Here is a 20,959-nt window from a genome sequence, read left to right as displayed (position 1 = left end):
GGCGGCCGCCATCCTCTCCCGTACCGGGGAAATTCCAACGATGCAGCTGCACAAGCTCGCCTACTGCTGCCAGGCCTGGCACCTCGTCTGGGAGGACCGGCTGCTCGCTGACGCTGACTTCTACGCCTGGGGCACAGGGCCGGTGAACCCTAACCTTCATGCCTCGCATGCGGGCACGTTCACCATCAGCGGGGTGCCAGGGAATCCCGGCGTGTTCGACGCAGACGAGGCCGCGAGCATCGATGAGGTCGTCAAAGCCTACGGCGAGCTGCGCGCCTTCCATCTGACCGCGATCGTCAAAAACGAGGACCCCTGGAAGAGCGCGTGGTCAGGGACCGAGCCGGGCCAGCGTGGCCGACTCATCGAAGCTGACCGGATGCAGTCCTTCTACGTTGAGCTGGATGGCGAGCCCGTCGGAGCAGCGGTCCACGAGGGAGCCTAGTTGCTGAAGATGTTCACCGTCGTCGAATGCTTGCCGGTGCCGTCTGCGGCAACAAGGGTGTAGGTGCCGGTGGTCGTCCCTTCCGGGATGGTGATGACGGCATCGATATGGCCTTCTGCGTCGGCGACTGCTTCCACCGGGGCTCCCACGGCGGTGCCGTCGGCAGCCTCCAGGGTCACGGTCACAACCGCTCCTCTGGTCCAGCCTCCGCCGGTGACAATCCAGTCCTCCCCGGCCATCATCGACTCGTGCTCCGCCACGACTCTCGAGGTGTAGGCCTTGGCCTCGATCCGCTCCTTGGCCTTGGTCATCGCGTCCACTGTTCCCGCCGGCTGGCCGGAGCTGCCCTGTGCGGCCTGCTCAGCCAAGGCGCCGGTGACAGCCTCGGCGGCGCAGCCGGTCGAGAACATGGCGGTAGCCGCCAGTACAACAGCAATGACAGTCTTTTTCACGGGATACCTTTCGTGGGGTTCACCGGTCGGCGCCTCCATTAGGGAACATGCGTAGAGGAACGCGGCGTCCCCGTCGGTTCGCCTCCGGTCCGCCGTTGTAGGTTCAGGGGATGGAGGAATGCGAAACCCTGTGGATGGCCAGGCTGGAACGGTGCTTCGACGCCGCCCGGAGCTGGCAGCAGCGGCTGGCAACCCCCGACACAGTGACGTCTGGAAGTTCCCTGGCCGGAGACGACAAGGGGCTCGTCACTGCCCCGGTCCGGACGGCAGCATGGTCCGGACTGCTGTCTGCTGTTGACCATTTGGCCCTCATGACTGACCTGGCACGGGATGAGCTGAACATGCGCCCTACGTCGGTTTTCACTCCGACGCGCGCCGCCCTGCTTGGTGCTTCCCAGGCAGTATGGGTGCTCAGCGGAAACCGCGCGACTCGTCGTGCCCGGGCGCTGGCGATAGCGGAGGACGAAAGGTCCCAGCACCGAAAGTTTCTGTGGGACTACGCGAAGGACGAATACGCGAAAGCCAACTTCAGGCAGGAATTCATGATCGATCTGAACAGCCAGGCCGACAAGCTGAGTGCAGAGATCCTGCGCATCAGGGAGCTGCGGAAAGAGTTTCCCAAGATCGACTCGGATGCCACGACCATGATGCGGGAAGCCGCCGCCCATCTGACCAACGCCGGCTCCGTCGGTGACCAATGGATGCGCTTCGCTCTGGCCTACGAGTGGCGTGTCGCCAGCGCTGCCGCCCACGGCCGGTCATGGCCGGTGTTCGTGCGCAAGACCGAGAAGACCAAGACAGCGAACGGAGAGCTTCATAGCTTCACTACCTCCGCCGAGGAGCTCGGAAGGTCCGTGGGCGCAGCCACCTTGATGACCAGCGAGGCCTGGCGCCTGTGGGATCTACGCCGGGTCCCTCACTAGCCCCTTAGGGCGTGTCTCCTAAAGCTGTGAGCCAGATGCTGACCGCCTGAGAACGTCTCCCCCAACCGCCTCAGGGTTCGGGAGACGCCTCCTAGCGGCGTTCGAAGGTTCCCGTCAGCCTGGCCCGGCCCAAGGTGTGGGTGGAGAGCGCGGATTGCAGGGCGGCCGGGGTGTCATCGGTGCTCAGGTCCAGCCGCTCAACATCCATGGCGTGAACCACCAGCAAATACCGGTGCTGACCGTGCCCGGGAGGCGGTGCAGCTCCCACGAAACCGGCAAATCCGGCATCGTTTTTCAATTGCACTGCACCAGAGGGTAACCGGGAGTTGTCCCGGGAACCTGCACCGGCCGGGAGGGAGGTGACGTCTGCCGGGATGTTCACCGCAGCCCAATGCCAGTAGCCCGCGCCTGGGGCATCGGGGTCGAAGACGGTGACTGCATAGCTCCTGGTTCCCTCGGGCGCGCCCGACCAGGTGAGCTGGGGCGATTCGTCCCGCCCGCCGGCTCCCAGGACGGCGCTACGTTGGGCTTCCGGAAGAACCTGGCCATCCTCGAAGGATTCGCTGATGACTTCGAAGGATTCGATCCCGGAAGTTGGTGCAAATGGATCATGGGTTTTCATGGCTGCCTTTCAGTTACTGTCAAGCTCCGCACCCGTCAGTTCGACGGCAGGAGCGTCCTCTGCGGCGGTTTCAATGCAGTTGAGTCCGGACAACCGCCTTAGGGTTTGGGAGACACGCCCTAGTCCACCCGGCGCACCAGACGGATTCCGATGCTGTCGCTGGACTCCTCCAGGGAAATAGCCAGGAGGCTGACTAGTTCGCGGAATCTCACACTACTGCTGCTGACTGATGAGGAGGAGGGGCTATCGGGTGAGGTTCAGCAGCCAGTCCCGCAGCTTCCATGTGCTGATGCAGTCGTAGTGGTTATAGTCTTTGATGGCCGAAAATATCGACTTTGCGTTCTCCAGCTGGCCGGAGTCGACGGCGTCCCGGTAGACGCTGTACTGGACCATCGAGTCCACCGCGTTCGTGACCCCGACGCGGCCGGCCGGCATGTAGAGCGGTTCGAGCTTCTTGATGCTGAAGGACCGGTCCGAGATCCGGACGGAGCCCTTCACGGTTTCGTACAGGTCGAACATGACCCCGGTCTCGACGAGCTCCTCCACCTCATCGACCATGACCCCGTGCCGGCGGGCCATCTTCCGCAGGGCGCTGACCTCGTACTGTGCGTAGTGGAAGATGTGCAGGCCTCGGTGGATGGCACGGCGTTCGGTGACGTGGTCGATGAAGTCGATGAGGGCCTGTCGTTCCTCCTCCAGGCTGTGCGCGGTGAACGCGATGAAGTCGTGGCCGTCGGCGGCGTGCTCGACCAGGCCGAACAGATACTCGATGCCCCACTCCCCCGTCGCAGGGTCCTGCCAGAGCGGGTCCCCCTCGAAGTCGAAGAAGATGTCGCCATAGCTCGGCTTGGGGATGGCGATCAGGGCCGGGTTGTCCAGGACCTTGTAGGAGACACCGTTGATGGTGTCGTCAACGTCGCCCAGGCCGCACTGGAGCCGTGCCTGGTCCTGCAGATCGACCCACAGAGGGTCCATCTTGATGCCGACGTCGGGCAAGTCGGCCGCGGCGAACATGGCCATCGTCCTGATGCCAGCCTCGATGAGCTTGGCCCGGCGAGACCTGTTCATCCGCCGCACCAGCATGAGGTCATCCGCGGCTTCCATCTCGGCCTTGCAGTCGGGGCATTTCAGACACGCCAGCCAGCGCGGGTCGCCCCAGGCGGAGGGTAGGGAGGCCAGCCGGTGGGCTTCCAGGAGGGCGCGGAGCCGGTCCCGGGCTGCGTAGAACAGGGGGATGCTCTCCGGCAGCGGGTGGCTCGTGGTTTCGTTGGTTCCCAGGATCAGGTGGCCATCACGATGAACCGGGACGCCGGCGCTCCGGAGCTGGTCAGCGTAAGCGGCGAGCTGCAGCAGGGCCTCGGCTTTGGCGCTGCGCGCCAGCTTCGTGTCGAAGACTGCGTAGGTGCCGTCCTCCTGGAGGATCAGGAAGTCGGCGCGGCCGTGGAAGCCGTCAGCGAAGAAGCAGCCCTGAAAGATGACGTCGAACCCGTCGCGGAGCGCCTGGATCGTTTCCCGGTGCCGGGCTTCGAGTCCGGTGCGGTCGAAGCTGCGCGGCGGCCCGACCTCGTACACGCGGGAGGGGCCGAATTCGTCCCGGAGCAGTCCCATCACCTTGGCTTCGTGCTTGTCTCCGAGGGCTGCGGTGAGGTCGGCCATTGCGTCACGCTCAACCGCCACCGGGGCCATCCGGCCCAGCAGGACGTCCAGTTTGCGGACGGCCGCGAATTGCACGCCGAGCCCGCGACGATGTCACTGGCCGACAGGATCAGTTCGTCCTGGCCTGTCCGATCAGTGCTGGGTAGGAAAAACACGTGCGCCTCCGGTCGATCGATGCTGCTTACTTGTTCTCATGCGTAGGCACGGGTTTATCCCGGACCTGGTGTGGTCAGGGCGCCGTGGACGGCCAGTCGTCGAAGACTATCGTCAAGGCGATCAGGACGATGCCCAGGGCGGAGGCGATGATGCCGCCGAGCATGGGGGTGACGATCGGGAAGGCGATGAACAAGGCCACGTAGCCCAGGACGTTGATGGAGGCGAACGCCACCGACAGGGCGGGGACACGCAGGTCTTTCAGGCGGTGCCGGATGATTCCGGTGCAGCCGGTGACGACCGTGCAGAGCGCCGCGAAGCCGAGCAGGAAACCCAGCCAGGCGAACCGGGGCCCGAGCATGGAACTCATTGAAACCAGGGCCAGGGCGGCGCTTCCGCCCCAGAACCCGACGGCGATGGAGATGACGCCGGCGGAAATCCGCAGCGCCGACTTCGCCTTTGAAGCCTGCGCCGGGAGCCTTGAAGGTGCCGCCGGTACGGCGGCAGGGAAGGGGAAAGCCGGCGGCGGAATGGTTGCCTCAGGATGGCCGTACTCGCTCATTTCGTACCCTTTCCACCGCCGGCGACTGTTGGGGTCCCAGTCGAGGCAGATGCTACGGGCGGGGTCGGACATTCTCGCCGGAACGTAGAAAGGCATGCCCGCTATCAGCAGTAGCGGGGCATGCCTTTGAAAGAACTAAACGGGGATTACGGGTTCATCAGGCAGCGCTCAGAGGACCTGGAGCATTGAGCTGATCTTGTAGATTCCCTCTGACTTTTCGAGCCGAACATCCATTTGACGGAGCTTCTCCGGGTCGTCATAGCTGACTTCGCTGACCTCGGCCCATTCGCTTTCGCTGACAGCTTCGCCGTCGCGAACCGCGCCGCCCGTCCACCAGCAGGTCGCCTTGCCCGTTTCCAGGCTCTTCAACGTCTGGGCCCGCATTGGGCAATAGATTCCGGTGACTTGGTGGGAGAACCCGGCCTCGCGCCGGGCAATCGCATCCTGTGACCATCCACCGGTGATGTTCAGCGACAGATAATCTTCGGTGATGTTGCCCTTGTCGAACTGTGCCTGATAGGCGTCTCCATGGTTTTGATGGACCGGGGACTCGGCGTTCATGGTCTCAGCGAGAACATCGTAGATGCGCTGCTGAGTGACCTTCTCCTCTTCTGAGAGGTCGCCCTGGAAGTACTCGCTCATCGGCTCATCCTGGTATGCGAGCCTTTTCAACGGGTTCGCCAGTGCCGGAGGGTAAGCCGGGGATTCCGTCGTTGAGGCTGGTGTCGGCGCGGCCGCCTCACTGGCTGGACCAGTGCCCGGCGTGGCTACGTCTGTGGCAACCTCGCTCGTGGCCGAGCATCCGGTAAGCAAAGCCATGGTGAGCAGAGCAGGTGCGATAAGGCGCTTCATAAAAATTCCCCCAAATAGATTCAGTTGCAGATTCAGCTTAGGCCAGCGGCCTACGTGCAGATGGTCAGGTTTGGCGGGCCGTCTCCAGGGGAACCGCGGCACTCTCCAGCGCCAGCATCGGCACCCACGCGGCAAGGGATTGGCGGACCGGGGCGGTGAGGACGATCAGGCCATCGAGCAGCTTCGCGATGCGCCGGTACTGGGCGTTCCGCTGCTCAGGAGTGGTGGACGAATCCTGAATGATGTCCAGGGCAACCCGGGCGTCCTTCAGCCGCTTCTTCTCGGCGACGGAGAACCCGGACCAGCGGACCTTCTCGGCCATGCTGACAGCCGCGTCGTAGCTGACCTTCAGCCCGGTGACCGCGGTACTGAACCGCAATGGGGTTCTGCGGCAAGGCGTGCTACTTGCAGGTGCTCAGGATCCCGGCGATGGCATCGTGCTCGGCCTGGGTGACCCAGAGCTGGTACTTGGCCTTCACGGCCGTCTGGCGGGCGACGTACTCGCAGCGGAACGCTTTGTTCGGCGGGAGCCACGTGGCCGCGTCCTTCGCCCTTGGCGCCGTTGGTGGGGCCGTGGGCCGCCATCAGGTTCAGCGGGTCGTTGGCGAGCTGCTTGCGCTGGTCCGGGCTGAGCTGCTGAGCGCCCTTCTGCCAGGCGTCGCTCAGGGGAATGATGTGGTCGATCTGGACGGCGGAGCTGGTGTCCTGGCCGCGGACGAAGTTGATGGTAATGCCGGTGTACTTGTCAGCCAAAGTTCCGGTGGCGACGACACAGTTCTGCGTGCCGGGCTTGAAGCTCTCGCCTTCCAGATCGCGGGCAAGGATGTCATTGCGGGTGTCGCAGCCGTTGCGGTCAACGTCGGCCCAGGCGGCGCCGAACTCCTCGCGGGAGTAGCCGGTCTTCGGGGCGCGGCCCTTCACCGGGATGGTCTCCAGTTGGGTCAGCGCCGTGGCTGCCTCCACCTGGTTGGCGGCGGGGCCGGCCGGGCTCTCCACGGCGATGCTGGGGGCGGCGCTCTGAATGGCGTCCGCTATTTTGGTCCCGGTCTGGGCCGCTGCGTCACAGCTGGAGAGGGAGCCGGCAAGGAAAAGGCTGGCGATGACGGTCAGGGACTTGGTTGCGGCGGAGCGGTTGATCTTCATGTTCCTTCATGTGTGCGGCGGTTTCGCTCAGGCTACCCGCGCCCCAGCCACACCAAAGGGAGGCACCGCCATCGCGCCTGCCACAGGTAACGCTCCTGCGCTATGCGGCCACCGGCAGGTTCATCGAGGCGGTAAGCGCGGCGAGTCAGATGATGGCAGCGGTCCCCGCACCGGCCGCCGGTGAGTCCGGCGGCCGGGTCCCGCTACGGGATGAGGCGCCGGTCCGTTTCGCGGAACACTTCACGGAGGTCGTTGACGAAGGAGTCCCTGTCTCGCTGCCCGGTCTGTTCGGCCATGTGGTCCAGGTATCCGGCAACCATGGACGGGTGGAAGGTTGTCTTTCCGTCCTCGCTGGCGCCGCGGTTCATCTCTCCGAAGTGCGATTCGTAGTCGCGGAAGGATGAACTGGCAACGACGTCCATCATCACGGCGTATTCGCTGTGGTCCTTGAAGTTTTCACGAAGGCTCCCGGACCGGTCACGCTCAAACATGGATCCGGTAAACGATGAGATGTCGGCGCGGGCGAGCCAGCTGTTCCGGGTGTAGTCGTCATCGGTGCTGGAGGACGAGAGCGACACCATCGATGATGCGACCCGAACTTCATGCTGGATGCTTCCATCCGGGATGGAGAATTCCGTCTGGTCCCCTGCTTTGGTCATGGTCGCTGTTCCGGGGAGGTTGGCATCGGTGATGAGCTTCTGGGAGGCCAGCACGAAGCCCAGCTTGCCTCCACCGGCCAGGACGTCATCGGCTACGTCAACCTTGTGGTTGCCGAGTGTCTGCCCCGGTTCGAGCAGGTGCTTGGCGGCGGGGAGCTTGAGTTTGTCCAGGATCTCGTTCTGCTCCTGCGCGGGCAGCGTTTCGAAGCTGTCTGCCTGGCGGCGGAGTTCGAGGATCTCGGGAGGATACGGCGGGGTGGGAAGGTCCCGCAGGTAGCCCTTGTCGTGGTGCCGCTGCCAGTCACCCTCCTCGACGGCTGCGCTGGTACGGACCAGATCTGCTACGACGGCCACGGCGGCCTCATCCAGTGGGGAAGGAGCCTGCGTGAGGAGGACGCCCTCGGGTTCCTGATGGGTTTCGGCGACGAACTGGCCGCCGGTCTTGATTCCGGCCTGGACTCTGGTGCGGTTGTTTACGTTGGTCATGCCAAGCATGTGTGCGGCGAAGCGGGTGCTCGACGACTGCGGCCCCGGGGTGCCGCTACCGGCCTCCCTGGGCGAGGTAGACGGACCTGGACACCGCGGAGGACGCAGCCTCCAGCCCCGCTTCGCGTGCCCGTTTCGTGAAGCCGGCAGCGAGGATGGCGCCGGCCTCGGGGTCCCGGAATTTCACCCCGGCGAGGGAGGGTGCGTTTTTGCGGTCCGCGGTGCCGAAGACGGTCCCGTAGGCGATGTTGTCGAGTGTCTCAACCATCCGGCACACATCCGATTCGAACAGGGGCACCAGCGATTCGTTGAACGCGCTGAGGGCCTCGATGTGGGAGTTCTTCACGCCGGCTTCTCGTGCGTCTAGGCGGGTACGGACGCGGACCTGGAATCTTCTCATGGCAGCCATGTGTACGAACTCCCCACGGCGGGTCCCCGCCGCACACATGCCTGATGTACCCGCTGAAAGGAACACGATGGGCCACTGGGATAGCCAACATGGGGAGATCGTCCTCCCCTCCGCAGAATTCGCTGCCGTCCGCCAGGCAGTGCAGAAAGCAACCCACGAACACCGGAGCAAGGTCTTCGGCGAAACCCAGGCCTTCTGGAAGGGCCTGACCCGCAAGGAGCAGACCGACCCGTCCGCCCACACGGCAGCGCTCCGGCAGTACACGGACGCCAAGCACAAGGAGCTTTACGCCTTCCAGGACCGATCCTCATGGAACCGCCCGGCGAAACCGCCGTTCACGGAAGAGTTCCTGGACGACGTCGAATGGCGGCTCGGCCTCCCCCGCGACGGCAAGCCGGCCCGGGTACTCAAGTCAGACCTGCCGTTCCCGACCAACCGCACCACCAGCTTCCCGGCTGGGCAGGAAGGATCCGTGTCCTTCGACAAGGACTCCAGCACCGTCCGATGGAGCACGAGTGAGAACCGCGGCGCCACGGACCGGGCCCACGACTCGGTAGCCGGCACGGCCTTCTTCGACCGGCTCAAGACTGTCAAATGGACCCGGAACACAGGCGGGGTCATCATGGGCAACAATGAATACGCCGCCGACGAGGGACAGGGCGACTCCTGCCACGTCTCCTACGGACCGATCGGTGCCGCCACAGAGCCGTCCAGCTGCCAGGAATACACCGATTCGAAAGGCAACCGGGTCGGGCGGGCCGAACTGAACAAGCTCCAGCAGGAGCTGTGGGATGCCCAGCGCAAGCTCCAGAACCGGATGGCGAAAGCCACTGCGGCGGCCGGCCGCGGCAAAACGACCGCAGCTTCAAACCGCGGCAGCTTCGCCTCGTACCAGCATGCCGAACCGACTATCCGGCTGGGTGGCCGTTACTGATGGACGTCCATCAAACGCTGCGATGTGAACATCGAAGCGTGGCCTAAGTTCGTGGCAATGCGCCCGCGGGTCAATGTGCCGCTTCTTCGCGGCAAGTTCGATCCCCAGCAAGATGAGAACGGCCACGGCAAGCAGTGCCGTTATGGCGGTCGGAATGACTGCGTAAAGCTGGCGCACGGTTGAGGACACCCCCACAAGGATGGCCAGTGCGGCGAGTCCTATAAGGACGACCGGAACTACATCCTTTTTCCGGCGACCAAGGACAAGCAGGGCGATGCCGGCTCCCGCGGTTGCCACTCCTAGTACCAGGAACATTAGTGCGTACGACAGTGCGTTGAGGTTGCCGTCGTAGTCGATATACATTGCGTAGCCCTGTTGGGAAGCGGCCAACTCCCAGGCGCCTAGTGCGATAGCAACAATGCCTGCTGCTTTTCGGGCCCCTGGCGATGGCTGACGGGTCGCGTGATAGGCCTCGCTCTGCGTGCCCTGCAAATAAGGAACTGGCGCTTGTGCGTGCGGCGCCGGAACTTGAGCGTATGGCCTTGGCGGATACCTGGGCTGCTGTGGGGTTGCATTACGGCGTTGCTCGGCGAGCTCCGGGAGTATGAGGATGCCGATAGGAATGGCCAAGGCCAAGCTGACCATGAGCAACGCTAGGTTGAACAAAAGAAACAACGGGCCGATGATACCCAACATGACAGCGGCTACCGCCGCAATCAGCAGGGTCACCGGCGCCCACCGGGTCTGTGTACCGAGCTTGAGCAGCATCATGACGCCGCCAACGATGTTGCCTAGCGCGGCAAGGAAGATAAGGAAGGACATGAAGCCCAAGTGTTTGTCCTCGAGCATCACCAAGGCCGGTACGAGGAGAAAAACACCGAGGACGATGCCGACAATACCCCCTGCGGTTCGGCGGCCCGACGCCTTCGTCTTGGGCTGGCCCGAGTGGGCGTCCGCAAGGTGATTCACTGCAGGCTGCTGGCCGCGCAGGGCCTGTGCCGGTGGATACGGCCCTCGGCCTGGTTCCTGTTTCTCGTTGGCTCCGGTGGAGTAAGGCTGTTGGCTCTGTGGCTGCTGCACCGGCAGGCTGTCTTCGGTCAAGGTTCCCCCATGAATGATCGCTTGAACTGTCAGATTACAGGTGCGGCGTTGGCTCTTGCCCTCAAGTGCACCCATTTGAACAGGGGCGTGGCGTAATAGGAGCAGCAGATGCCCGCCTGAACCCTCACGTCCGGCCAGGCCTTCCCGATACGGCTGGTGGCGGTCTGACTACCGGTCCAGGGAGACGGTAATGTCCAGGTGGATGTCCTTGGTGCTGAGCCTGTCCGCGAGGTGCCGTGCCAGGCTGGCGGCGCTGGCGGTGTGCTCACTTTCCGCAATCGCACCCTGAAGGCAAGCCGCGGTATTCGTGGATGTCACCATGGACAAAGGCGACCGGCCGTCACGACCCGAGGTGAGCCGTTCGATGTCGGTCCGGAAATCCTCCTGGTGGCCCTTACGGGCTGTGGCACGCATGGTGAAGGGAATGAAAGCAGCGGGCACGAGGGAATCCTGTTCTGGCGGAGACCGCTCGGCCCCGTTACCTAGAACAAGCACCGACAGTTCACTGCTATTCCTTCTGGAGGGCCATTGAGTCAGAGCTCACGCCGTTGCTGCGTGACCTAGCTCCTAAAGGGTTTCCTGCTCCAGGCGGTAAGCGTCGATGTCCCGCGGCTCGGGCCTGTGGCCGAGAGCTTCGAAGTAGACGGCCACAGTGGACTCCCGGAGGAACTCCTTGCCTTCGATGATGCGGCGGGCAATCCGGGGCGGATGGCCGACCTTCTCGGCCAGGGTGTCGTAGTCCAGGCCGGACCTGGCGAAGTCTTCAGCGAGGGACTGTCGGGCCGTGCCTTCGATGATGGCACGGTGGGCGGCGTGGAAGTGTACGGTGCGGTCCGCCCAGATGCCCGGCTTCGGCGGCGCAATATCCGGCTCAATTTCCGCAGATGCATCGCCGGCTTCGCTTCCCTCCCCCAGTCCGCTGAGGGGAGGGCCGTCGTAGCCGTATTCGGCCAGGTCGTTTCCGTCGGAAAAGACCGAGCGGACCGGACAGCAGCGTGGATGATGGGCCAGTCGTTCGCTTCGTCATCATCCTGAATGGCGTGCTGGCGGGCGTATTCCTCTGAGAGTGTCACCCAGTCGGCCTTGTTGATTTGGTCCAGGCCGGGAGGCAGCGCCCGGTAGATGCGGACGGTGGCGTCCGGGTTGCCCTTCGCCTTGAGCAGCTGCGCCATGGTTTCCTCGTCGACTTCCCCGGAGCCCACGTATTCGGGGTGCTCGTAGACGTCGTCCGGGAAGACCTGGGTCAGCCTGTCGATGGATGCGCTGTAGCCGTCATCGGTCGGTGCCCGGTGGCTTCCGCGGTAGTCACTGTCCATGGAATCAACTGTAGAGCCGGCAAGAGCGATCGTAGGCTCCGAATGCTCGGCGGGTGCGAACTGTCCGCCAGTCCTGACACCCTTCAGCACGCGGGCCTGCGAAGTTGCTTGGTTCGTCATAACTAGACTGTGTGCGGCAAGGCCTCCGGGGAAGCAGGATCCCGGTCTACTGCGTCGTCGAGCAGTAGACCGCTTTGGCGGTGAACAGAAGCAGCAAGGCGTCGTTTTGCGTCAGTCCGTGCGTCTTAACCTTGTCCAGCGCCGTCTGGGACGCGACTCCCGCTGCAAGGTCTGTGCAGATCCGGCGCCCGATCGATACCAGGGTCGCGTCATCCAGGCTGGCCGGCACGGATTTACGTGCCCCGGCCAGGAAGGCTTGGTCCAGGGTGGCGTCATCGATGGATCCCTTCCCAAGCGGCTGAGTTGTTGCTGCCGCTGTAGAAGGAACCGATGTCTCTGTTGCGGCCGGGGAAGCCGGGGAAGTGTCTGCCGTCGATGGCGAAGCGGGTCCTGTGTCTCCCCCGGTCTGGGAGGAGCAGCCTGCCAGAAGCAGGGCGGCGGCAACAGCAAGGGCGGCAATTTTTCGCATGGTGACCTTCACTCTTTGGTAAAACCTGATGGGACAGGGCACCCGCGGTCGAGTCCGGACGTGGCGGGGTTGCAGCTTCCGGCGGACCGGCGGCAAGACAGTTATACGGCGATTCCGGTCAGCGCTGCTCAGATCTTAAAGCCCTCGGGGGTGAGGACTATCCGCTGGTAGTCGCCGTGCCGCCCTGATTCGAGCCTGACGCTTTCGATCTTCCAGCCGAGTGCAATGGCCTCAGCATGCAGTTCCACCAAAACAGTGTGGTCCTCTCCCTGGATGGCCGCCTCGTTGTACTCATGGACGCATTCGAGGTTAGTCGTGAGGACCTCACCTGGGCCGAAGGGGCTGAACTTGTCCTTCATGTAGATCGTTCCGGCCTGGGGCCCGATGAACAGGGAATCACCCCACGGAAAAGTTGAGACGGGTTCGAACTCGGATGCGTCCATGCCCTCAGGCAGTGGCTCCAGAGCCTTCCTCCAGCCATCCTTCGGTACGTCAACCAGGTCGAGCGGCCGGACGTATCGGGGGAACTCCGATTTCATGACCCGGCCCAGGTAGCGCCCGTTGCCCACCACCGCCAGGTCCAGCACCTCGCCGCCGTCCAGTGACCACCTGACGTTGTGGACGCCAAACTTGTATTCGTCTTCACGGATGGCTCCGAGCCTGGATTTCTTCCGGGGTGCGGCGGGCTTCCCTTTCACGGTCCGTAACCGTCCGGGCCGGCCGGCGACCGCGTCCCCGATGGCTTCAACCAACGATGCTACCGCCGCCACGGTGGCCCCGGACGTGTCGGAGACGACGTCCCAGTCACCAATGGCTTTCAGTCCGCCAAGCCGAAGCCTCACGACCCGCCAGCCGGCGGCTTCAAGAAGCTCGTTGCGGACCTGGTCCTGGTCAATCCGGTCTTCGTGGACGTTAGCGGGGTCGATCTCGACACAGACCTTGGCGCCGCGGATCAGAAAGTCAGGGGTGAGGACCGGGTACCTGTTCCTGGCTTCGTCGAACCCGCACTGGATCCCGAGCCGTTTCTCGCAGAGTCCAACTCCGGCGGCCGTCAGCCTTTCCCGCACCTGCTCCTCAAGCTTGGAGGTCAGGGAGCTTCCCGGGAGAAGTGTGCCGATCGGATCGGACGGTTCCGGCGGTGTCCACCGCGGCTTGGTGACGATCTTAGGCACTGCTCCCCCTTGGGTTTGCTCAACGGCTGTTGGCCTGCAATCTACCTTGTCCGGGTCGTCAGCAGACGGACGTCAGCTGTCGGAGCTGAGAGGGCTGACATGCACGATGATGACCTGGACGTTCTTTGAGCCGTCGTAGCGGAGGTCGTAGGTGACCCGCAGCCCCGTCGAAGTGCCGGCCTGCAAGGCGAAATCGCTCTTCTCTTCCGGTCGGCTGGAGATGGATTCGATCCAGCCCTCGGCCGATTCACCGGGAATGCCGTAGCGGTCAACGCCGTCACGGATCAAGTCTTTGAAGTCCCCCAAGGAAGAGGCCGTGAGGAAGTACGTGACCTCGCTGAAGTCGGACCGGGTGTTCATGCCGTTCAAGCGCAGTCGGTCCGTCGTGGCGCTGATCGTCCCGCTGGGTCCCTCGATCTCCAGGGCCATGACGTCGTCCTGAATGAGAACGTCCGGGGGGCCTGGCTGATTCCGTCTTCCACGGAGCCGTCGCCTCGCAGCGGCAAACCGGCCCGCCTGGCAGAAGTCCAGGGTGTGGTTTCCATCGCGGATCATGCCGAGGCGTGCATAACGAGGCTGGACGACCCGGAAGCAAGGCGCGACAATGAAGGGGACCACAATGACGCCGCAGGCAGGTGAGAGGTCGACGAGGGACATGGCACACCCGGCCACAAGAGGCAGGCCAACCCAGTCCAACGTGGACTCCATACCGCCATCCCGCCGCCCGGCATCGGTCAGCCCCCAAGACCGAAAAGTTCAGATTGCTGCCGCCAAGGCACGAATCACCTTGGACAAGCTCACCGGCGACGTGACGCCGGACTGGATCATCGCGCTGTCAAAGGAAAAGCCCGAGTAGGCCGGCAATCACTGCTACGGATTGCCCCGTGACAGTGATGAGGCGCATAAAAGATTCACCGCCACGGATCACCGGGCCCAGGTCTCGGCCGCTAAGCTTCGGGCCGCCTTGGATGAACGGCTGGGCCGTCCAACGCCACCGAAGACCAAGGCCCTCGCCAAAGAAGACTTCTAGACTTTCAGCAGAATCAGGAGGTGGCCGCCAAGGAGCGCTTGGCGGCCACATCTGTGTTTACGCCAGTCCCAGCGACTCTAGTGAGTCGAAGCAGGGCGCAGCGGCTGCAGCCCAGGCATTGCGCTGAACGTCCAGGGTCTTGAACACCTGCTCTTTCTTGTGCCAGTACGTCACCGGCTCATCGGTTCGCTGCCGCCGGATGAACGTCCCCTGCCGCACCGTCTGATCCAGGTCATCCCAGCGGACACCGATGTCGGCGAGCATCACCTTTCGCTCCCGCACTGAAATGCCCGTCAGGGTCCGGTGGCTGAAGTGGTGCGAGGCGAGCATGCCGACGCTGTTCTTCATGGCATCGGTCTGGCGCCACTACAGGTACTCCAAGACCCCGGCAGTTCCTTCGAGGTGATGGGTGCGCCCGTCAAAGAAGGCAAGGGCGTCGACCTCGGGCCGGAGCCGGTTGAACTTGGCGGTGCCCAGGGCGGCTGACGTGGAGACGATCTTCTGGACCTGCCCGCCGAACCATGCCTGGGTGCTGGTTCCTGGCAGGTCGGAAATGACGACGGAGATTTCATCGCTCTGGGTGTATGCGAAGTGCGCCCCGTCGATGTTTTCGCACAGGAACAGCGCAGTCGCCTGCATGTCCGCAGTGAACTTCGGATCAAAGGGGCGCTGCAGACCCTTCGTGTACTTGGAGAAGCCTTTGCCGTCGACCCGGATGACGGCGTAAGAGCGGGCCGGCAGCACCGTGCGGTACTGCTTCTCGAGGTCTTTGAATCGGTCGGTGGTGGGGCTTTTGGGCGCAAGGGTGCTGGACATGGGCGTCATGTGTACGGAGACCACAAACCCGCTGCGCGGTGCCCGGCTTAGAAGACCTGGCTGTCCAGGAAGCTGTAGACCGCCCAGGCAAGCACCCCGAGTGAGATGACGGTCGTGACCGTGCCGGGAATGCGCCCCTTCTTTCGGATCACCGAGGTGACTGAGCAGGTCAGGGTCACCAGGAAAAGCGGAAAGGTGACACCCGAGAGGTAGTAGAAGAAGCCGATCCCTGAGTCCACCCCGCCCCCCACCATCCAGAGGGCCCAGAAAACCCCGGCCGTATTCACAGCCAGTAGCAGGAAGGAGATCATTCCCAGGCTCAGCCAGCGGCGCCGTGCCGGCGGCCCCGTCAGGGTGTGCTGGTCAGGCATCAAGGGGCGGCCAGAATTCCGGGAAGTAGCCGAACTGCCCCGGAGCCCGTCGGGGCTGCTCAGCAAAATCATCTTTGGTGTCGTTGCCCCCAGGGGCATCTGCAGGCGGCGGAGCTTTAAATGAGTCGTCCTTCGTTGGTTTCGGTGCTTCGGGGACTGTTCGCTCTTTGCGGGGTGCCACGTGCTGGTCCTCCGGACCCTTTCGGTGGCCCGCTTCAAGAGCCAGTAGTCACACATTAACTGCAGGAACGGCGTTTTGGACATGTCCAATCGCTTCGGTGCCCGGGCGGATATTTCTGTGATGCCGCACACATAGAAGGCAAGCAGCAGTACAAGGAGCACCAGGAGTAGCAATGACCGCCACGATGAACGAGCTGATCGGCGATTCACTTACAGGCCTTCCAGCCGCAGAGCACTTCCTCTCAGAAGCTGCCTGCGCTCCTGTCCTGACCGTCACCGTCAACCATCAGGCTGTCATCACCATCGCCCGCCGTCTTCACGACGGAACGTGCCTGGACGGCCAGGGTTGCGAGCTGCGCGATCTCCACGCCCTCGACACCTACGAGGCCGACGTGCAAAGCATGCTCACCGCCCTGGTTCAGGCCGGAACCAGTGGCGACAGCCCCGAAATCAGCACCTGCCGCCTTGGCACGGAGCGCCGATGGCTCCATGGCCAGTGGCGGTGCAACAAGCGCGGCAGTGCTGTCAGGTTCCGAGCCGGGTCCGGCTGGGTACACAAGCCGTAATTGCCTCCGCGGCAGAAAGTGTTCCGGCACCCGGTTCCGCTCCTGCCGCAATCCCTTGCCCACCGTTGTATCGGACACATAGGCTCGATCTGTGAGTGGCGGGGACGGTAAACCGAAGAGCGGAGCCGCCCAGCGACCCGTGAAGGAAATCAGCATGGCAACAGGTACGGTCAAGTGGTTCAACTCCGAAAAGGGCTTTGGCTTCATTGCCCCCGACGACGGAAGCGCTGACGTGTTCGCACACTATTCGGCAATCGCCTCCACCGGTTACCGGTCTCTGGACGAGAACCAGAAGGTTCAGTTCGACGTCACCCAGGGCCCCAAGGGACCCCAGGCGGAGAACATCCAGCCGCTCTAGCAGCTGGTCACAAGAGACCGGTCAGATCCATTGGTTCTGACCGGTCTCTTGCTGTGTCCGGGCTTGTGAGGCCGCGGCCGTCTGTTCAGCTTCCCGTTTTGCCGCCCGCAGCGCCTTGGCTGCGGCTTTCTGCTCGGCCACCCTGGCTGCCGTGATGATGTCCCGAGCGGCTTTCTTCTTCGCGTAGGCTGCCTCGGACTTCTGCAGCCGGCGCTTGGCCTCTGTCATGATGGCCTCCTCATTGGCGGCCAGCCATGCGCGTGCGCCGTCCTCGTCGCTGAAGACCCCGTCATCTTGGGCTTCCTCGGACTGGGCGACGATGATGGCCCACAGCTTCCCCTCGGGAATGCCGGCGTCGGCCAGGTGGCCGCCTTTGAGCAGTGCCTTGCCGATGGCCTTTTCGTTGCCGATCCGCTCCGCCACGGCCAGCCAGTCCGGGACGTAGTTCCTGGTGTGCAGTACGCCCTCGCCGCGTCCAGCCTTGTCCGCTTCGACAAGCTGCGCCCACTGCTTCAGGGTCGGGCCGCCGCCGGCGTTGTCCAGCCTCCGCAGCAGTCGGCGCACCGCGGAGCCGCTGATCTCAACCCCACCGCCCGGGCTGTGGCACATGTGCTCACGGATCAGGGGCAGGATCTTCTCGTGGTACCGGCCGGGCGCCCCGATCCGGTCCAGGAAGTCCCTTGCCGGCTCAACCCCGGTTTCGTGGTGGCCGCGGAGGTGATGCTGCCGTCGTCCATGATCTTGGTGGAGTGGGCTTTGCCGAAGTCGTGGGTGATCGCGGCGAGGACCAGTGGAGGTTTCTTCCTCGTCCAGGCCGTCGCGGCGGGCGATTTGAGCAGCTTGGTCACCGGCCATCCCGAGGTGGACGTTCACGGCTCCTTCCGGGTGCCAGCGCAGGTCCTGGGGCACGCCGCAGGTCGCGGCCAGGCCCGGGAAGTGTTTCTCCCAGCCGGAGGCGTGCAGAGCCTCCAGCGCCTTGGAGATGTGGCTTCCCTCGCTGCTGAGTTTGCGGAACTGCTTCCAGATTCCGTCCTTGTGCAGCTGGTGGAATGCCGGCGCCATCTCCCGGCACAGCTCGGCTGTTTCCGGGGCCAGCTCCATGTTGAACCGGCCGGCGAACTGAACGGCGCGAAGAACCCGCAGCGGGTCCTCTTGAAAGTGGTCGCTCGGGTGGCGCAGGATACCGGCTTCCAGGTCGGCGCGGCCGCCAAGCGGGTCCACAAGCTCCCCGGATTCTGCATCCCAGCCCATCGCGTTCATATCCACTCGAAATCCCAAGGACACCATGAAGAAGCTCGCCTCGCTCTCCCTCGCTGCCGCGGTTCTCTCGATGACCGCCGGCTGCAGCATGCTGCCCCAGGCAACCCCCGCGCACACCGTGACAGTCACTGCTACCGCCAGCCTGGACGCTTCCCCGACGGCGGCCGGAGTCGACACCACGGAGAGCAGCACGCTGTCCTCAGAGCCGGCCAAATCCCGGGATGAAAGCGGTCTGAGCAAGACGATCTGGGACTACCAGGACGGCCAGGTCTCCGACGAGTCCTTCGTGGCCACGGTTCGGGCCAACACCACCACGCTTGATCCATACGGGAACGAGATGATGATCGTTCTGACCCAGAACCTCTGCGCCTCAGTAGCAAACGGCACAACCAGGGACGAGATCATCGACCACCAGGAGGAACTGGCTAAATCCGTCCAGACCGGCGAACCTACAAAGGAAATGGGAAGGGATGTCGCCTACCTGGTAGTGACGGGCGCAGAGAACTACTGCCCCGAACTCTCGGACGACCTCATGGACATCCTCCAGGGCTAATCCCCGCTGTGCAAAGGGCCCCGGATTACCGGGGCCCTTTGCGTTCCTGCCCCGGTGCTAGCTCAGGGAGTCGAGATAAGTCCGGGCCATCCTGGGCAGCTCATTCAATTCGTACTGGCGAAGATGGTCGGGCAAAGGCTCATCCACGACGACGACAAGTTCACTTAAAGCACCACCCGGAAATGCCTTCGAGACGGTGAGCTGTCCTGGCTGGAGGGACGGGTATTCAACAGGTCCCCCCATAGGCGTACGTTTGAAGGCGCGGGCCTTCCAGAGCGCAAGGTTCGGGGTGACCAGGGTGGCAAACCACTCATGATCGTCGTACTCGCCCCGGAAGCTGAACTTGATGACCCATCCCCTTACCGCTGACTCATCGAACGAGATGATCGACGTCGGCCTCGACGTCCGAGAATGGATACCCCTGGACTCGACAGACCTTTGATAGGCCCGTTCCGGTTTGATGCCCTTGGTGCGCATGATCTGGACGAATTCGACCAGGTCTTCCTCCGCTTCGCGGCGACGGCGCTCTGACTCTAACTCTGCCTTCGTCTGTTGCTGCTTCAACGCCTCCGCGGCGTCCTCTATGCGTCCCATGAGCATCCCTTCGTTGTTAGGACCTTACAGTGACGCCGTGGCCAAGGACCACAGCACAGCGAAGGGCGGCCCGGGATCAGGACCGCCCTTCTTAGGCGATGAGCTCGTAGTCGAAGTCAGGCAGCAGCGGCGGCCGGGCCTTGGGGGCGTACGGGGTCAGGAGCAGTTTCATTCCGGCCTCTTCCGGGGTCCGGTCGGCCTTGCGCTGGTTGCACTTGAAGCAGCAGCCGACCAGGTTCAGCCACGTGTTCAGCCCGCCGCGGGACTGCGGCATGATGTGGTCGACCGTCTCGGCCTTGCCCTTCGTGCAGTACGCACACCGGCCGTCGCGTCGCTTCACGGCCTCTTTGGTACAGGTGGTGCGGGTGCGCCAGGACATCTTGACGTACTTGATCACTCGCAGGACCACAGGACGAAGGAAGGGCCCGTCTGGCGAGGGGTCCGACTCGATGGCCTGGATGGACATCATGCCGTAAGCGCAGTACTCCACGTCGCCGCAGACGGCGAGCCCGCCGGTGTATCCGTGGGTGTCGTACTCGGCCTGAAGCACCCTGCCCGCCTCGTCGTAGGTCTCGAAGCGGTGCGCTGTCAGGCCATTCTCGTGGCCGCAGGCGAAGGCGAAACCGGTGATCTCGCTAAGGGTAGTGCCGAAGGTAATGGACATTCTGGATCCTCTCGAACAGGGGAACGCGGGCAGGGAGCCTGCACCTCTCATGTGTGCGGAGCGACAAGCTTCCCTACACATCTCGCGTAGGCCGGGGGAGACCTGAAAATGTAAGATTCCAGACTCGAGAGTGTTGTGGTCCATTACTTTCAAAAGGGCCTTGACGGCACATATCCCGGCGAGGACCATGGCGTTCGTAAACGGCAACTTCGAGGTCAAGAGGTGGAGTGATATGACCAACAGTCAGCCCCAACAGCCAGGTCAATTTTCAAAGGCGGATGACCCTGGTTTCAGCCGTGCGACCGCAACAGCTGCGCCTGCGGCGGACCCGGCAACGGCAGCGGGCACGGTTACAGGAGCGCCGGGTCATGTCGCGGTGCCCGGTGTTAGGGCTGTGGATTTTGGAACACTTTCACCTGCAGCAGCGGACGAACTGGGAATCGTGCTGCAGGCAGTGTCTGATGAGGGTTGCCAGATGGTGTTAGTGGGAAGAGAACCGGACGGTACTCCCATCCTTCAGCCTGTTTGTGTACATCCAGTCAACGAGCCCAACCCTATGCTGCAGTTGTGGATGACAGAGATCCTACTGGCCGAGGGAACTCCCGTCAGATGGCGAGTGAGCACGACTTCCAGGAATGAAGCCGCACTGGAAAGGGCGAGTCGAAAGAGTGAAAAAATCAGGGTCTTGGCACAAAAAGCAGTCGACCTTCTGGACGCCGCCAGCGGCAGCCCGTATTACGCCACTGATAAGAAGCCTGTCCTCAGTAAAAGCGCGAAGGCGCAGTGCAAACTAATCGGAGACAGGCTCTACGCCGTGATCCACGGACAGCACCAACCACTGGGTGATCTCTTCTACTCAATCGCCTCCAGACAACCTGATAACCAGAATGCCATAGACCTCGGCCTCGCCGCGGAGCAGCTGTATGCGTTGCCGCCTGGCACCCGATCGTGGCTCCACAAGAAGAGCCAAGACGAGATGAGGGCCGCAACTAAAGCGGGGATCAAAGGGGACGCCTTCTTCTGGCGGACAGTGGCCCGCGGCACGGCTCCGGGACATAGGGACTTCTAGTATCCCGAAGCACGCCTAAACCTTGTG

Annotated in this window: 29 protein-coding genes; 8 read left to right on the top strand and 21 right to left on the bottom strand. The window is 63.4% G+C overall.

All coding sequences use genetic code 11. The features are described from left to right. The first annotated feature begins 40 nt into the window (after window positions 1–40). Window positions 41–442: a Panacea domain-containing protein gene (locus tag FBY31_RS03035; protein WP_142036701.1), complete on the top strand. Its 402-nt coding sequence runs from the start codon at window positions 41–43 to the stop codon at window positions 440–442. Here the strand turns inward: FBY31_RS03035 and FBY31_RS03030 are convergent. Beyond that, window positions 439–894, bottom strand: coding sequence for a hypothetical protein (locus FBY31_RS03030; protein ID WP_235012913.1), 456 nt, complete (start codon window positions 892–894; stop codon window positions 439–441). The two genes, FBY31_RS03035 and FBY31_RS03030, sit on opposite strands and share 4 nt — an antisense overlap. A 110-nt stretch (window positions 895–1,004) precedes the next feature. Between FBY31_RS03030 and FBY31_RS03025 the strand changes: the two genes are divergently transcribed. Beyond that, window positions 1,005–1,817, top strand: a complete 813-nt coding sequence (locus FBY31_RS03025) for a hypothetical protein (RefSeq protein ID WP_142036696.1) — start codon at window positions 1,005–1,007, stop codon at window positions 1,815–1,817. A gap of 91 nt (window positions 1,818–1,908) precedes the next feature. Here the strand turns inward: FBY31_RS03025 and FBY31_RS03020 are convergent, their stop codons facing one another. The 8 genes from FBY31_RS03020 to FBY31_RS02985 all read right to left on the bottom strand — a co-directional run bounded on the left by FBY31_RS03020 (window position 1,909) and on the right by FBY31_RS02985 (window position 8,296). Then, window positions 1,909–2,439 (bottom strand): YbhB/YbcL family Raf kinase inhibitor-like protein, encoded by a 531-nt coding sequence (locus FBY31_RS03020; protein ID WP_142036693.1) that lies wholly within the window; start codon window positions 2,437–2,439, stop codon window positions 1,909–1,911. 243 nt (window positions 2,440–2,682) lie between these two features. Then, complete coding sequence (locus FBY31_RS03015; protein WP_142036690.1) at window positions 2,683–4,170, bottom strand: TM0106 family RecB-like putative nuclease; 1,488 nt, start codon at window positions 4,168–4,170, stop codon at window positions 2,683–2,685. 154 nt (window positions 4,171–4,324) lie between these two features. Continuing rightward, a complete protein-coding gene (locus FBY31_RS03010; RefSeq protein WP_142036687.1) occupies window positions 4,325–4,810 on the bottom strand; it encodes a hypothetical protein in 486 nt (161 codons plus the stop codon). 168 nt (window positions 4,811–4,978) lie between these two features. After that, complete coding sequence (locus tag FBY31_RS03005) at window positions 4,979–5,452, bottom strand: hypothetical protein (RefSeq protein WP_142036684.1); 474 nt, start codon at window positions 5,450–5,452, stop codon at window positions 4,979–4,981. A gap of 274 nt (window positions 5,453–5,726) precedes the next feature. Continuing rightward, on the bottom strand, window positions 5,727–6,041 hold the full coding sequence (locus FBY31_RS03000; protein ID WP_200833294.1) for a hypothetical protein: 315 nt from the start codon (window positions 6,039–6,041) through the stop codon (window positions 5,727–5,729). After that, the gene (locus FBY31_RS02995) at window positions 6,011–6,805 is read right to left on the bottom strand and encodes an HNH endonuclease family protein (protein ID WP_442858159.1); all 795 of its coding nucleotides are present in this window, start codon (window positions 6,803–6,805) and stop codon (window positions 6,011–6,013) included. The genes FBY31_RS03000 and FBY31_RS02995 overlap by 31 nt, the downstream gene beginning before the upstream one ends. A gap of 203 nt (window positions 6,806–7,008) precedes the next feature. Beyond that, window positions 7,009–7,950, bottom strand: coding sequence for a hypothetical protein (locus tag FBY31_RS02990; protein WP_235012911.1), 942 nt, complete (start codon window positions 7,948–7,950; stop codon window positions 7,009–7,011). A gap of 55 nt (window positions 7,951–8,005) precedes the next feature. Then, window positions 8,006–8,296 (bottom strand): hypothetical protein, encoded by a 291-nt coding sequence (locus FBY31_RS02985; protein ID WP_142036678.1) that lies wholly within the window; start codon window positions 8,294–8,296, stop codon window positions 8,006–8,008. A 130-nt stretch (window positions 8,297–8,426) separates the two neighbouring features. On the opposite strand from FBY31_RS02985, the gene FBY31_RS02980 reads away from it, so the two are divergent. Beyond that, entirely contained in the window at window positions 8,427–9,293 is an 867-nt protein-coding gene (locus FBY31_RS02980) for a hypothetical protein (RefSeq protein ID WP_142036675.1), read from the top strand. Here the strand turns inward: FBY31_RS02980 and FBY31_RS02975 are convergent. The 6 genes from FBY31_RS02975 to FBY31_RS23205 form a co-directional block, all read right to left on the bottom strand. Continuing rightward, window positions 9,225–10,469: a hypothetical protein gene (locus FBY31_RS02975; protein WP_142036672.1), complete on the bottom strand. Its 1,245-nt coding sequence runs from the start codon at window positions 10,467–10,469 to the stop codon at window positions 9,225–9,227. The two genes, FBY31_RS02980 and FBY31_RS02975, sit on opposite strands and share 69 nt — an antisense overlap. Before the next feature lie 93 nt (window positions 10,470–10,562). Continuing rightward, window positions 10,563–10,835 (bottom strand): hypothetical protein, encoded by a 273-nt coding sequence (locus FBY31_RS02970; RefSeq protein ID WP_142036669.1) that lies wholly within the window; start codon window positions 10,833–10,835, stop codon window positions 10,563–10,565. Between the two features lie 119 nt (window positions 10,836–10,954). Further along, the gene (locus FBY31_RS22950) at window positions 10,955–11,830 is read right to left on the bottom strand and encodes a hypothetical protein (protein ID WP_200833293.1); all 876 of its coding nucleotides are present in this window, start codon (window positions 11,828–11,830) and stop codon (window positions 10,955–10,957) included. 46 nt (window positions 11,831–11,876) lie between these two features. Beyond that, the gene (locus FBY31_RS02960; RefSeq protein ID WP_142036666.1) at window positions 11,877–12,299 is read right to left on the bottom strand and encodes a DUF732 domain-containing protein; all 423 of its coding nucleotides are present in this window, start codon (window positions 12,297–12,299) and stop codon (window positions 11,877–11,879) included. Window positions 12,300–12,427: 128 nt separating this feature from the next. Next, on the bottom strand, window positions 12,428–13,471 hold the full coding sequence (locus FBY31_RS02955) for a DUF559 domain-containing protein (protein WP_142036664.1): 1,044 nt from the start codon (window positions 13,469–13,471) through the stop codon (window positions 12,428–12,430). A gap of 72 nt (window positions 13,472–13,543) precedes the next feature. Continuing rightward, window positions 13,544–14,179 carry a hypothetical protein gene (locus FBY31_RS23205; protein WP_235012910.1) on the bottom strand — a complete coding sequence of 212 codons (636 nt, stop codon included), beginning with the start codon at window positions 14,177–14,179 and terminating at the stop codon, window positions 13,544–13,546. Here FBY31_RS23205 and FBY31_RS22765 point away from each other — a divergent pair. Further along, on the top strand, window positions 14,169–14,327 hold the full coding sequence (locus FBY31_RS22765) for a hypothetical protein (protein ID WP_160142429.1): 159 nt from the start codon (window positions 14,169–14,171) through the stop codon (window positions 14,325–14,327). The two genes, FBY31_RS23205 and FBY31_RS22765, sit on opposite strands and share 11 nt — an antisense overlap. A gap of 231 nt (window positions 14,328–14,558) precedes the next feature. Here the strand turns inward: FBY31_RS22765 and FBY31_RS02945 are convergent, their stop codons facing one another. The 3 genes from FBY31_RS02945 to FBY31_RS02935 are packed head-to-tail and all read right to left on the bottom strand — an operon-like array spanning window position 14,559 to window position 15,688. Next, window positions 14,559–14,849: a hypothetical protein gene (locus tag FBY31_RS02945; RefSeq protein WP_142036661.1), complete on the bottom strand. Its 291-nt coding sequence runs from the start codon at window positions 14,847–14,849 to the stop codon at window positions 14,559–14,561. A gap of 18 nt (window positions 14,850–14,867) precedes the next feature. Further along, on the bottom strand, window positions 14,868–15,317 hold the full coding sequence (locus FBY31_RS02940; RefSeq protein ID WP_160142428.1) for a tRNA(His) guanylyltransferase Thg1 family protein: 450 nt from the start codon (window positions 15,315–15,317) through the stop codon (window positions 14,868–14,870). A gap of 47 nt (window positions 15,318–15,364) precedes the next feature. Then, a complete protein-coding gene (locus FBY31_RS02935; RefSeq protein WP_142036655.1) occupies window positions 15,365–15,688 on the bottom strand; it encodes a hypothetical protein in 324 nt (107 codons plus the stop codon). A gap of 353 nt (window positions 15,689–16,041) precedes the next feature. On the opposite strand from FBY31_RS02935, the gene FBY31_RS02930 reads away from it, so the two are divergent. Then, window positions 16,042–16,434 carry a hypothetical protein gene (locus tag FBY31_RS02930; RefSeq protein WP_142036653.1) on the top strand — a complete coding sequence of 131 codons (393 nt, stop codon included), beginning with the start codon at window positions 16,042–16,044 and terminating at the stop codon, window positions 16,432–16,434. A gap of 154 nt (window positions 16,435–16,588) precedes the next feature. Beyond that, on the top strand, window positions 16,589–16,792 hold the full coding sequence (locus FBY31_RS02925; protein WP_142036650.1) for a cold-shock protein: 204 nt from the start codon (window positions 16,589–16,591) through the stop codon (window positions 16,790–16,792). 21 nt (window positions 16,793–16,813) lie between these two features. Here the strand turns inward: FBY31_RS02925 and FBY31_RS02920 are convergent, their stop codons facing one another. Next, the gene (locus FBY31_RS02920) at window positions 16,814–18,058 is read right to left on the bottom strand and encodes a hypothetical protein (RefSeq protein ID WP_142036647.1); all 1,245 of its coding nucleotides are present in this window, start codon (window positions 18,056–18,058) and stop codon (window positions 16,814–16,816) included. 19 nt (window positions 18,059–18,077) lie between these two features. Between FBY31_RS02920 and FBY31_RS02915 the strand changes: the two genes are divergently transcribed. Then, window positions 18,078–18,605, top strand: a complete 528-nt coding sequence (locus FBY31_RS02915) for a DUF732 domain-containing protein (protein WP_142036644.1) — start codon at window positions 18,078–18,080, stop codon at window positions 18,603–18,605. Window positions 18,606–18,662: 57 nt separating this feature from the next. Here the strand turns inward: FBY31_RS02915 and FBY31_RS02910 are convergent, their stop codons facing one another. After that, window positions 18,663–19,199 carry a hypothetical protein gene (locus FBY31_RS02910; protein WP_142036640.1) on the bottom strand — a complete coding sequence of 179 codons (537 nt, stop codon included), beginning with the start codon at window positions 19,197–19,199 and terminating at the stop codon, window positions 18,663–18,665. Window positions 19,200–19,290: 91 nt separating this feature from the next. Beyond that, the gene (locus tag FBY31_RS23200; protein ID WP_235012909.1) at window positions 19,291–19,863 is read right to left on the bottom strand and encodes an HNH endonuclease; all 573 of its coding nucleotides are present in this window, start codon (window positions 19,861–19,863) and stop codon (window positions 19,291–19,293) included. Window positions 19,864–20,050: 187 nt separating this feature from the next. Between FBY31_RS23200 and FBY31_RS02900 the strand changes: the two genes are divergently transcribed. Then, entirely contained in the window at window positions 20,051–20,932 is an 882-nt protein-coding gene (locus tag FBY31_RS02900; protein ID WP_142036638.1) for a hypothetical protein, read from the top strand. Window positions 20,933–20,959: the final 27 nt, after the last annotated feature.

It is taken from the genome of Arthrobacter sp. SLBN-100 (genome assembly GCF_006715305.1).
Classification (GTDB): domain Bacteria; phylum Actinomycetota; class Actinomycetes; order Actinomycetales; family Micrococcaceae; genus Arthrobacter.
Note: the sequence above shows the minus strand (reverse complement) of the source record. Positions and strands in the feature narration are given on the sequence as shown.

Excerpts from the sequence above, each read along its gene's own strand:
- FBY31_RS02940 (WP_160142428.1), bottom strand. The coding sequence starts at position 15,317 with ATGTCCAGCACCCTTGCGCCCAAAAGCCCCACCACCGACCGATTCAAA.
- FBY31_RS02995 (WP_442858159.1), bottom strand. The coding sequence starts at position 6,805 with ATGAAGATCAACCGCTCCGCCGCAACCAAGTCCCTGACCGTCATCGCC.
- FBY31_RS03020 (WP_142036693.1), bottom strand. The coding sequence starts at position 2,439 with ATGAAAACCCATGATCCATTTGCACCAACTTCCGGGATCGAATCCTTC.
- FBY31_RS03005 (WP_142036684.1), bottom strand. The coding sequence starts at position 5,452 with ATGAGCGAGTACTTCCAGGGCGACCTCTCAGAAGAGGAGAAGGTCACT.
- FBY31_RS02935 (WP_142036655.1), bottom strand. The coding sequence starts at position 15,688 with ATGCCTGACCAGCACACCCTGACGGGGCCGCCGGCACGGCGCCGCTGG.
- FBY31_RS03010 (WP_142036687.1), bottom strand. The coding sequence starts at position 4,810 with ATGAGCGAGTACGGCCATCCTGAGGCAACCATTCCGCCGCCGGCTTTC.
- FBY31_RS02960 (WP_142036666.1), bottom strand. The coding sequence starts at position 12,299 with ATGCGAAAAATTGCCGCCCTTGCTGTTGCCGCCGCCCTGCTTCTGGCA.
- FBY31_RS02975 (WP_142036672.1), bottom strand. The coding sequence starts at position 10,469 with ATGGGTGCACTTGAGGGCAAGAGCCAACGCCGCACCTGTAATCTGACA.
- FBY31_RS02910 (WP_142036640.1), bottom strand. The coding sequence starts at position 19,199 with ATGGGACGCATAGAGGACGCCGCGGAGGCGTTGAAGCAGCAACAGACG.
- FBY31_RS02925 (WP_142036650.1), top strand. The coding sequence starts at position 16,589 with ATGGCAACAGGTACGGTCAAGTGGTTCAACTCCGAAAAGGGCTTTGGC.
- FBY31_RS02915 (WP_142036644.1), top strand. The coding sequence starts at position 18,078 with ATGAAGAAGCTCGCCTCGCTCTCCCTCGCTGCCGCGGTTCTCTCGATG.
- FBY31_RS02900 (WP_142036638.1), top strand. The coding sequence starts at position 20,051 with ATGGCGTTCGTAAACGGCAACTTCGAGGTCAAGAGGTGGAGTGATATG.
- FBY31_RS02980 (WP_142036675.1), top strand. The coding sequence starts at position 8,427 with ATGGGCCACTGGGATAGCCAACATGGGGAGATCGTCCTCCCCTCCGCA.
- FBY31_RS22950 (WP_200833293.1), bottom strand. The coding sequence starts at position 11,830 with ATGACGAACCAAGCAACTTCGCAGGCCCGCGTGCTGAAGGGTGTCAGG.
- FBY31_RS03035 (WP_142036701.1), top strand. The coding sequence starts at position 41 with ATGCAGCTGCACAAGCTCGCCTACTGCTGCCAGGCCTGGCACCTCGTC.
- FBY31_RS03025 (WP_142036696.1), top strand. The coding sequence starts at position 1,005 with ATGGAGGAATGCGAAACCCTGTGGATGGCCAGGCTGGAACGGTGCTTC.
- FBY31_RS23205 (WP_235012910.1), bottom strand. The coding sequence starts at position 14,179 with ATGGAGTCCACGTTGGACTGGGTTGGCCTGCCTCTTGTGGCCGGGTGT.
- FBY31_RS23200 (WP_235012909.1), bottom strand. The coding sequence starts at position 19,863 with ATGTCCATTACCTTCGGCACTACCCTTAGCGAGATCACCGGTTTCGCC.
- FBY31_RS02945 (WP_142036661.1), bottom strand. The coding sequence starts at position 14,849 with ATGAAGAACAGCGTCGGCATGCTCGCCTCGCACCACTTCAGCCACCGG.
- FBY31_RS02990 (WP_235012911.1), bottom strand. The coding sequence starts at position 7,950 with ATGACCAACGTAAACAACCGCACCAGAGTCCAGGCCGGAATCAAGACC.
- FBY31_RS02930 (WP_142036653.1), top strand. The coding sequence starts at position 16,042 with ATGACCGCCACGATGAACGAGCTGATCGGCGATTCACTTACAGGCCTT.